The organism is Phocaeicola coprocola (assembly GCF_041333015.1).
In the GTDB taxonomy this organism is placed as follows: domain Bacteria; phylum Bacteroidota; class Bacteroidia; order Bacteroidales; family Bacteroidaceae; genus Phocaeicola; species Phocaeicola coprocola.
In genome coordinates, this window is the sequence record NZ_JBGKGM010000001.1 from 2,194,348 (window position 1) to 2,204,704 (window position 10,357).

At 45.7% G+C, this 10,357-nt stretch carries 6 protein-coding genes and 1 pseudogene; 3 read left to right on the forward strand and 4 right to left on the reverse strand.

The features are described from left to right. Positions 1-2: 2 nt before the first annotated feature. On the reverse strand, positions 3-4,271 hold the full coding sequence (locus ACDG22_RS09035; RefSeq protein WP_370858845.1) for an AAA domain-containing protein: 4,269 nt from the start codon (positions 4,269-4,271) through the stop codon (positions 3-5). A gap of 198 nt (positions 4,272-4,469) precedes the next feature. On the opposite strand from ACDG22_RS09035, the gene ACDG22_RS09040 reads away from it, so the two are divergent. Then, positions 4,470-5,045, forward strand: a complete 576-nt coding sequence (locus ACDG22_RS09040) for a Crp/Fnr family transcriptional regulator (protein WP_007566085.1) — start codon at positions 4,470-4,472, stop codon at positions 5,043-5,045. 107 nt (positions 5,046-5,152) lie between these two features. Beyond that, on the forward strand, positions 5,153-6,331 hold the full coding sequence (locus ACDG22_RS09045; protein ID WP_022125643.1) for an acyltransferase family protein: 1,179 nt from the start codon (positions 5,153-5,155) through the stop codon (positions 6,329-6,331). A 22-nt stretch (positions 6,332-6,353) separates the two neighbouring features. On the opposite strand, the gene ACDG22_RS09050 is transcribed toward ACDG22_RS09045, so the two are convergent. Both ACDG22_RS09050 and ACDG22_RS09055 read right to left on the reverse strand, forming a co-directional pair. After that, positions 6,354-8,582 (reverse strand): heavy metal translocating P-type ATPase, encoded by a 2,229-nt coding sequence (locus tag ACDG22_RS09050; protein ID WP_007566089.1) that lies wholly within the window; start codon positions 8,580-8,582, stop codon positions 6,354-6,356. Positions 8,583-8,658: 76 nt separating this feature from the next. Next, positions 8,659-9,231, reverse strand: coding sequence for a helix-turn-helix domain-containing protein (locus ACDG22_RS09055; RefSeq protein WP_022125645.1), 573 nt, complete (start codon positions 9,229-9,231; stop codon positions 8,659-8,661). A gap of 149 nt (positions 9,232-9,380) precedes the next feature. On the opposite strand from ACDG22_RS09055, the gene ACDG22_RS09060 reads away from it, so the two are divergent. Beyond that, positions 9,381-9,587, forward strand: a complete 207-nt coding sequence (locus ACDG22_RS09060; protein WP_007566093.1) for a hypothetical protein — start codon at positions 9,381-9,383, stop codon at positions 9,585-9,587. Positions 9,588-9,660: 73 nt separating this feature from the next. Here ACDG22_RS09060 and ACDG22_RS09065 read toward each other — a convergent pair. After that, positions 9,661-10,357: pseudogene (locus tag ACDG22_RS09065) on the reverse strand (TonB-dependent receptor); the annotation flags it as partial.

Below are 10,357 nucleotides of genomic sequence, written 5' to 3' on the forward strand. Positions count from 1 at the left end.
AATTATTTGTTTGTACGTATTTCGTATATGAATGTTTCAGCGTTTGGAATATCCGCACCCTTACAGTTGTAAAAGAACTGGTCGGCAAAAGGCATTTGTTCATTCAAGGGCCGGAGCTCTTGTGTAAGATGGGCACAGAATGTCTTGTATGAATGGATATTCATGCGTTCGCCGGCATCGTCACGGAAAAGGATGGCATAATGGTTAAGCGGACGGGCATGCACAAGCTGGTTGATTTCCAGGGCAAGTGAGCGGGCTTCCCGAGCCGATATACGGTCGAAAAGACTGGAAACATTGAAAATAATCAATTCAGATAAGACAGCGTGTGCCGTCCAGAATGAAGTCGGTACAGCCGATATTCTCGGATAGAAACAGTGAGTTGCATGGCGATACGCTTCCGACTGGAAGAACTGCAAGGCTATATCGTCCATTTCTTTTGTCGGGTAAATACCCATATAAGTCAGATCCAGATGAGGGAGCCGTCGGCATGCGTCGATAAAGGCAAGCCCGGAAGCACCTGTTTCGTAGCTTAAGTCGCAGAACACTACACGTCCCGATAAGTTGCGGACAGCACTGAACAGCCAGCCTCCGTTGCTTTCGAACAAAGCACGTGCCGCACTGTATGCACGCCTCATATAGTAGCAGTTGTAGAGCTGTATTTGCTCGTATGCAGAAACGGTATCCGTTCCGTTCCGGAAATCACATCTTCCGTAAGCCGTCAGTTCACGGTTACGTGCTTCATCCTTGTTTATTTTGCTGTTTTCTTCTACTATATGACGGAAAGCATGGTCGAACGCTTCAGAAAGAGGATAGTTTTCCGATTGTAAATCCCATCCCGGCATATATTCAGGCAATGTGAAATCTCCCCGGCAGAATGCGTCGGTATCAGTCTGGCTATATCCGTTGTTCATGCGGATATATTCCATCAGTTTATAAAATGTGATGTTTGCCCCCAGTATTTGTGGGTTTCCGGTAAGAAACAACTGCTTTCTTGCGCGGGTGATCGCCACATTAAGTTTTCGGTCTATTACATATTCATCTTCCTGAAAAGTATTGGCCGTCAGGAAATTCAGCTGACTGAAATTCTGTATGGTAAACGAATAGATGATTACATCACGCTGGCTTCCCTGATAGCGTTCTACCGTATCAATGGAAATATGGGCCAGTTCCGGGATTCCTTTTCTGGCAATCTCTCTGCGTATCATCGCTATCTGATTTCTGTACGGGACAATCACCCCCACAGTCTTGTAGGCGTCAAAAGTGCCGGAAGTCATCCGGTAAATACGTTCGAGCAGAGCGGCGACGATTCGTGCTTCATTGATGTTCGTTTTCTCCGAATAAGCGAGATTGTCGGGAGCATCTGCGGGGATAAACACCATACGGCGGCTTTGTATTAATTTATCCAGATTATCCTGTGGGGCAGGTGCGGAGGCGTAGGGCAAGCACTCCTCCTGATGCGGCAACGGGACTGGCTCCAGTTGCTCACGATAGTAAAATGTCTGGTTAGGAAATTCCGATATGGCAGGATGCATACGTCCCTGTTTATGCAGAATACTTCTGAAATCCTCCTTACTCTGTTTATACAAACGCTCGAAAAGCGAATTGCGGCAGTCGTTCAGTCCGATAGACTGTAACAGCGGATCATCTACGCGAGCTTCTTCCTCTTCCTGCTGGGCGATGGCGGGCAACTGCTTGTAGTCGCCTATCAATATAAACTTGTCGATTGCGTTACTACGGTCGTGGCGTGCCGATAAAATACCGACCAGGTCCGGTTCCAATATCTGTGAAGCCTCATCGATGATAGCCAGTGTGAAATGTTTCAGATTAAACAGGTGCAGACGGCTGTTTATTGCAGTCGTAGTACCAGTGAAAATGCGTGTATGAGCTATTTTCTGCTGAATATCCGTCAGCTTGGGGCAGTCGGCAAGGCTGTTCTTCAATAAGTAAGGCGCGAAACGTTTATCGCATGACAGTTCACTGCCTATCCGGATAAAAGGAGTACTTTCTGCGATGCCCGAGTCGACCAGCATGCTACAGATCTCATCAACAGCCCGGTTGGTGTACGACAAAAGCAGGAGAGAAGCTTCCGGATCGGTCAGAGCTTCTTCTACCATATACCGCAAGGCACACGATGTCTTTCCGGTTCCCGGAGGACCTACCAGCAGGAAGTAATCGTCCGTCTGCTTTTCTTTCAGAATCAGTTCGTCAAAACGTCCGTACGAACCGTTCAGTGTACGTTCCGGATGTTTCCCCGGAGTACGTAGCCCCAGCAACAGTTCTTTACGGTCGGTTCGGGCAGACAGGAACGCATATAGTCCGCGCATGGCATTCATGGCCGAAGAGTCAGACGAGTCATGTTCTACGGCAAACACTTCATCGGCTCCACCTATGATATCCTTGTTCTGCTGTCCGTTACGCAGCAATATAGTAAGGCTGTTAGCCTGTATGTCGAGTATATTGCCTTTCATCAGTATCTGTTGGCGTACGTCGGGCTCCTTTTGATATGCATAAAAAATGATGATATCCCCCGTGCGGAAGTTGGGCAGGAAGTCTTCCCCCTGTTGCGGTATATGGAGTTCGATAATATCATATCCTTTTCCCGGTCCGCTTTGACGCTTTTCGGTGACCGTCAGTCCGAGCAGAATATTTCCCGATTCGATTTTTTCGGCAAGAGGAGTGTGCCAAAGGCCGGCAAATCCGTTCGAAGAATCATTCTTTCCTCCCGTTTTGCTTAGTATCTGCTCTTTCGATACAAAGGTGAAGAACCGCTGGAAGTAGGCCCGTTCCAGTGGCGTACAGCGTTTCAGCGTATTGATTGTTTCCTGCAACTGCGGTTCTTGAAAATCATTCCATAAGCGGTTGCTCACCTGTAGCTCGTTCAGCAGGTCGGTGCTCAGTTCTTCCGTTACAGAAGCGATAGCTCCGTCACCGAAAGCCATTTCGCGTGCCGCTATCCGGTTGCGCAGATGTATGCTCTCACGAAACAAAGTTTCGGCAAAATGTTCTATCATGAGGCCATCGGTATATTTGGAATAAAGCAGGAAAGTCTGCAAGTCCTCCGTCTTCCGTCCGAAGTTATACATCAGTACCCCCTGATAAAGCATCATCTGGATGAAATGATCCTCCTTATGACGCCGGTTGTATTCATCCCGTTTTCCCGATTTCTGTTCCACAAGTACCTTGAAATCCTTTTGAAGCATATCGACACGTCCCTGCAAGCCAAGCTGTTCGCAGATGAAAGAAGCCTCCAGCAAGGTATTGTGCTTGTCGAAAGCCTGAATATTATGTGGCAGTACATCGTGTACAAACGAGCGGATGTTCATCATTTGTGCCTGCGCCTGCTCGTGAAAGTTGGCGGGAATAGGGCAGGTACAAAACTCCAAAGCCGCTGAAGCAAAAAACTTCTTGACCGTTGTGCTATAGGCTACCGGGGCATCTTCGCGTTCGTTTATATAATCATCCAGAAACTGGCTGGCCAGGTTACCCAGCAGAATAGGAGCCGTATTAGCCTTTGGCTTGACCTTGTTCATGAAAAAGTTCAGCGGATGATGCCCGTACTCGCGGAAACAGGCAGCCAGCGAACTGATATCTATCAGATAGTCGGGATGGATGACAATCAGGTTCGGTATATAATGATTCTCTTCATCCACATGTACATCCAGCAGATTCAGCTGAAGATTTTCAGCAAGCAAGTCTTTTACGTAAAGCATGTCGCTGTTATATCCTCCTTTTGCATAGTCAATGATGATGAAAGGATCTTCATCACTGTCGGTTGCCGCAAATATCTTTGTATCATCCCAACTGCTTACGGCTGCGCGTATATAGGGGATGCGTGAGTACTGCGTACCGCGATAAGGACGGTTCGAATGTGGAATTTCCGGAATTAAAGAAGCTGGAATATCTTCATCGAAAGCCAGGGAAACGAAACGGACTATGGCACGGAGGTCGTACAGGTATTCTTCCATTACGGGACGGAAATCGTCGCGCATGGCAGCGTTGCAGTTGCGTCGCATGGTCTGTATGGCATATTTGTCCGAAGGAGTCATCCGTTTCTCTTTACAGATATAGTCGAGGCGTGAAAACAAATTTGCGAAAGAGAACGTAACCCCTGCCGTCAGTTCGTAACATGCCTGTTCGAGCACTTTGTATAAAAGAATATATTTGGCCCGGATATTTTCGGGAGCGGCTGTAGGCTGACGGTGAATTTGTTCGATGCGATTATATAAATCGAAAGATTGCAGTTCGATGTGGTTCGTTAAGTTTCCAGACATGGCAGATGAATATCCTTGAATAAAATGACTTTACATAACAAACAAAGTAAAGCCCTTACCTATTAATCTTTTGTTCAAAGATACAACTATTTTCCGAAACACTGCAACCTCTCCTGCGTTCTGCTAAAATCTTTTGCGGTTCGTGATGCTTTTTGTTTCTCTTGCTTATCTTTGTCATTTGAAAAACGAAATAGTATTATGAAGCATGTAATAGCGTGTATGAGGGCCTTATGTCCTATATCGGATGAAACAGTGAAGGAACTGGAAAGTCTTGTTGTAAAATGTAATTATCCCAAAAGATATCAGCTTATAAAAGAGAATATTTTCTGCCGATACGCTTATTTTATAGAAAAGGGAATGACGCGTTCTTTCTGGCTGGTAGACGGAGAAGAAATTACGACCTCATTTTCGTGTGAGGGAGGGATTGTCTTCAGTATGGACGAACTCTATTATAATAAAAAGAGCGAAGAATTTGTTGAAACACTGGAAGACGTAGAGGTGTATAGAATAGAACTGACAGATTTAAGACGGCTGTTCGAAACCAATCTTGAGTTTTGTAACTGGGGGAGAATCATACATCAGAATGAATACAGAAGGCTGCACAGAAGTCATAAGGAAAGGCTTACACTTCCGGCCAGACAGCGGTATGAAGAGTTCAAGAAACAGTTTCCGTATGTTTGCCAGAGAACCAATTTAGGCTACATCGCCTCTTATCTGGGCATTACTCTCTCTACGTTGAGCAGGCTTCGCTCGAATGAGAATGATAAGGCATAATGGCAGCCGATTTTGATGTAGGACAACTTTTTATTGGCGGATAGAGGCTACCTTTGTTGTGTGATTAACCTTGAAAGTTTATTTGTTTAATTTAAAAATCGATAATCATGCAACAATTAAAAGCATCTGCAGCTTTTTCTGATACAAAGCCTCATTACGACTTGCTCGACGGTCTGCGTGGGGTAGCTGCTATCTTGGTCTTATGGTATCATGTTTTTGAAGGATATGCTTTTGCGGCAAATGCCCCAATCATCGAAACTCCTAATCATGCATATTTGGCCGTAGACTTCTTTTTTATCTTGTCCGGATTTGTCATCGCTTATGCGTATGACGACCGCTGGGGAAAATCAATGTCTTCCGGCAACTTCTTTAAGCGCCGTTTAATCCGTCTGCATCCCATGGTCGTAATGGGAGCTGTATTGGGAGTAATAACCTTCTTGTTACAGGGCAGTGTGCAGTGGGACGGAACACATGTTGCCACATCAGCAGTGATGATTGCCCTTTTGTGCGCCATGTTCTTTATCCCCGCTGTGCCGGGTTGCAGTTACGAAATACGCGGAAATGGCGAAATGTTTCCGCTGAATGGTCCTGCATGGTCACTTTTCTTCGAGTATATAGGCAATATCTTGTACGCATTGTTTATTCATCGTTTCAGCAACAAAGCGCTGGCTGTGTGGACGGCCGTCATGGGAATTTGCTTAGCCTTCTTTACACTGACCGATTATTCGGGTTATGGTTCGCTCGGAGTAGGATGGACACTCGACTCTGTCAATTTCATCGGAGGCTTGCTGCGCATGCTTTTCCCGTTCAGTCTTGGTATGCTGGTGTGCCGTTATTTTAAACCCGTGAAGGTTCGTGGCGCATTCTGGATTTGTTCACTGGTATTGATATGCCTGTTTTACGTACCGTTTATTCCGGGCTTGGAACCCATCTGTTACAACGGCGTGTTTGAAATGGTGTGCATTATGATTGTTTTCCCGGTTCTGGTATGGCTAGGCGCTTCCGGTTCTACCACCGATACGATTTCCTCTTCCGTATGTAAATTCTTGGGCGATATATCTTTCCCCGTTTATATCATTCACTATCCTTTCTATTACCTGTTTTACGCGTGGCTGATAAAGAATCAGTATTTCACTTTCGGAGAAACATGGGAAGTTGCAACCTTGTTGATGGCCGGTAATATCGTTTTAGCCTACCTGTGTCTGAAGTTATACGATGAACCGGTGCGTAAATATCTTGCAAAACGTTTCATGCATAAAAGACAACAGGCAGGCAGTCTGCGTTGATTTGATATGTTGATTTAGAGGACTATCTGATTCGCTTCATTCTCAGTCGGAGGCTGTTTGTTACTACCGAAACCGAACTGAATGCCATGGCAGCTCCCGCAATCATCGGGTTCAGCAAGAATCCCGTGAAAGGGTAAAGCACACCTGCCGCTACGGGAATTCCTGTCAGGTTGTAGATAAATGCCCAGAATAAGTTCTCGCGAATAGTACGTACGGTGAGTGTCGAAAGCCGGATGGCCTCACTTATTTTAGTCAGGTCCGACGATATAATGGTCATCTTTGCCACATCCATGGCGATGTCGCTTCCTTGTCCCATGGCGATACTCAGGTCAGCTTGGGCAAGGGCGGCGCTGTCGTTGATGCCGTCGCCAACCATGGCTACATGCTTTCCTTCCGCCTGAAGCTGTTTGATATACTCCGATTTTTGCTGAGGCAACACTTCCGCGCGGAATTCGGCGATACCAGCCTCCGCAGCAATCCGACGGGCAGTCTGCTCATTGTCACCCGTCAGCATGACAACTGAAATACCTCTTTGCTGTAACTCGGCGATGGCCTTTTTCGATGTTTCCTTTATCCGGTCGGCAATGGCGCAAGTTGCCAGTGCCTGCTGTTCGTCGGCAAACCAGATGACGGTTTTGGCTTCCTGTGCGAAAGCTTCAGCCTTTTCTGAAAGGGCAGGAGAGATAGTAATACCCCTTTCGGCAAGCATCCGGCGGTTTCCTGCATAATACGTTTTGCCGTTCCAGCTTGCTTTCACACCTTTCCCCGTAATACTTTCGAAACCGGTTAGCAGACAATCCCCTCCGTTATCAGCATTTGCCTGAGATAATGCCTGCACTACGGCTGTAGCCAGCGGATGTTCGGAATGCTTTTCCAGTCCCAGAAAGATACGCTGTATATCAGCATTCTCAGCTTCCCAGACAATGTCTGTCACCACAGGCTTCCCTTCCGTTATGGTTCCCGTCTTGTCGAGTACAATCGTATCTATCTTTTTGGCCATTTCCAGACTTTCGGCATCCTTGATCAGTATACCGTTTTCGGCCCCTTTGCCGATACCCACCATAATAGCCGTAGGGGTAGCCAGTCCCAAGGCGCACGGACAGGCGATAATCAGTACGGTAACGGCTGCCAGCAGTCCGTGCGTAAAGCCGTTCTCCGCCAGCACGATCCATGCAATGAAAGTAAGCACGGCCATTGTCATGATAGCAGGGACGAATACAGCTGCAATTTTGTCGACCAGTTGCTGTACGGGCGCTTTGCTTCCCTGAGCTTCCTGTACCAGATGAATAATGTGAGAAAGCATCGTATCAGCTCCCACCTTTTCAGCCCGAAACCGGAAACTTCCTTTCTGGTTGATGGTTCCTGCATATACTTTTGCTCCTGCCGACTTACAGACAGGAATTGGCTCGCCGCTCAGCATACTTTCGTCGATGAAAGAACTGCCTTCCGTTACGGTTCCGTCTACAGCGATACGTTCTCCCGGTTTCACGACAATCATGTTGCCTGGAACAATCTGATCAATACTCACTTCCCGTTCGCCGGTTCCGTCATCGATGATAACTGTACGGGGCTGTAGTCCCATCAGTTTCCTGATAGCAGCCGATGTATTGCCTTTTGCGCGTTCTTCCAGTGTGCGTCCCAGCAGGATAAAGGCGATAATCACGCTGGCCGCTTCAAAATACACATGCGGAGTCACTCCCCTTGATAGCCAGAAATCGGGAAAAAACAAGTTGAACAAGCTGAACAGATAGGCGATTCCGGTACTGTTTGCCACCAGCGTGTCCATATTGGCAGAACGGTGCTTCAGCAGCTTCCAGGCATTGACATAGAATCCGCTTCCCAGCCAGAACACTACAGGAGTAGATAATATCCACATGATGTAATTGGCATATGGCATATCCATGAAAAACATTCCGATAATAGCGACAGGAAGCGATAGGATAATAGCCCATATAGTCCGGAACTTCAATTGCCTGTAATGGGCGGCATGTGTGTCTTCAGCCTCTTTTTCGGCTTCTTTAGCCGTATCAATCAGCAAGTCGAATCCTGCGTTTTGTACAGCCTGCTTCATCATTTCGGGCGAGCAGAGCGACGGATCATATTCTACGGTAGCGATAGCTGTTGCCAGATTGACATTGGCCGAGCACACCCCTTCCTGCCGGCTCAATGTTTTGTTAACACGTGCAGCGCAGGCGGCACAACTCATGCCCAGTACGGGGAAAGTCTGTTTTTTTATTTGTTGGTCTGTCATTGTTCTTTTCTTTTTGATTCTGGCGCAAAGATACACCGGCAGACCATTGTGTGTGTTATAAAATTATGGGTATGATTTATACGATTTCATCCAGTCCTTTGCGTAATTGGATCTTTTGTTTTTTGAATTCGCTAGGAGTAGTGCCGGTCACTTCTTTAAACTGCCGGCTAAGATGAGCCGTACTCGAATAATTTAGCAGGAAAGCGATTTCGTTCAGTGAGAGTTCATCATACACAAGTAGTTCCTTTACACGCTCTATTTTTTGTGAAATGAAGTATTTTTCTATTGTAATGCCATTGGTTTCCGAAAACAGTTTGCTTAAGGAGCTGTAATCGTGATGAAGCCTGTCGGCAAGAAAGTCCGACAGAGTTGTTTTAAGTTCACCGTTTTGGCTATGTACCAGCCGGATAATTTCCTGCTTGATTTGCTCTATCAGCCTGTTGCGTTTGTCGTCTATCAGTTCAAATCCCACAGACTGTAACGTTTGCCGGATATGTTCCAGTTCGGCTTTTCCGACAGTTTCCTGTATGATAGCCTTTCCCAGCTCAACATGCAAGGGTGTAAAGCCCAGTTTGGCAAGCAAGTCTTCTACCACCATAATACAGCGGTAGCACACCATGTTTTTAATATAGAGCGTTGTATTGTTCATGCGTCTTAAAATAATTTCTGCAAAATAAAGCTTTTCAATATGAATATATGCCGGTTTGCTGAATTTTCTTTTGTTAAAAGAACCACAACTGTTCTTTTTTTGTTTCTATCTTATATTTTTGTAAAGTTAATAAAAATCAGCATAGAGAAATGAGAAAAATGCTTTGTCCGCAGTGTAAGATTGCTGCCATGTATGTAAAGAATGAAGCAGGCGACCGCCGTCTGGTATACGTTGTTGAGGGAGGAGAGGTCATACCTAAAAATCCGGAAGAGTCGCTCGACGGATTCGATGTGAGCGAAGTATTCTGCCTGGGCTGTTCATGGCACGGGAATCCGAAGAAACTGGTCCGCTATTGAAAAGGGTTTGAGGATAAATTGGTGAGGCTGCTATAGAATACCAGCAGGAAGTGTTCCATAGCAGCCTATGATTTTAGTTGACTTTCATGATAGCCGAGTTGATGCTTCGGTCTACGTCGTTCTTGTCGCGCGAAGTCTTCCGTCCGAAATCGAAAGTATAGGCAAGTTTCACGTAACCTGTACGCTGGTAGATGCGGCTGGTCTGTACCTGATTATACTGGTATACTCCGTAATCTGCATGTTCGCGGTATCGGCTGTGCCTGGTGAAAGGGGTCTCTGTTCCTGCTTCGATATACCAGCCTTTGTGACTCCAGCTTACGGATGCACCGTAGGTTGCGGGAGATTTTTCTGATATTAAAGAGCAGCGATTTAATTTACTTGTGGCAGAACTACCATAAATATTTAGAGAAAAGTCTTTCCAAAAATAGTTGATGTCTAATATTGCAATGGTACTATTATTTTTTATTTCCTGTAGCTGAGGTACATAAGTGTAAAAATATTTTGCTGTGAATTTTAGACGCAAATTATCAGAAACTCGATAAGAAGCGGCCAATGCTGCCCACCACTGATTCATATTCCTATCAGAACAGTAGGTAGATATAAGCTTTTCATCTTCAATAAAATAATCAACAGTTATATTATTGATATATGTAGTATATGCACCTGTAAGTTGCATATTCAAACGATTAAATTGTCCTTTATAGACAAGTCCCGCCACATATATCTTTGTATTATTAAGGTATGGATTTCCACGTTTTATCCTGCAAAAA

What these genes read in the sequence shown, in the direction of transcription:
- ACDG22_RS09050 (WP_007566089.1), bottom strand. Translation starts at nt 8,582, where the DNA reads ATGACAGACCAACAAATAAAAAAACAGACTTTCCCCGTACTGGGCATG.
- ACDG22_RS09045 (WP_022125643.1), top strand. Translation starts at nt 5,153, where the DNA reads ATGCAACAATTAAAAGCATCTGCAGCTTTTTCTGATACAAAGCCTCAT.
- ACDG22_RS09040 (WP_007566085.1), top strand. Translation starts at nt 4,470, where the DNA reads ATGAAGCATGTAATAGCGTGTATGAGGGCCTTATGTCCTATATCGGAT.
- ACDG22_RS09055 (WP_022125645.1), bottom strand. Translation starts at nt 9,231, where the DNA reads ATGAACAATACAACGCTCTATATTAAAAACATGGTGTGCTACCGCTGT.
- ACDG22_RS09060 (WP_007566093.1), top strand. Translation starts at nt 9,381, where the DNA reads ATGAGAAAAATGCTTTGTCCGCAGTGTAAGATTGCTGCCATGTATGTA.
- ACDG22_RS09035 (WP_370858845.1), bottom strand. Translation starts at nt 4,271, where the DNA reads ATGTCTGGAAACTTAACGAACCACATCGAACTGCAATCTTTCGATTTA.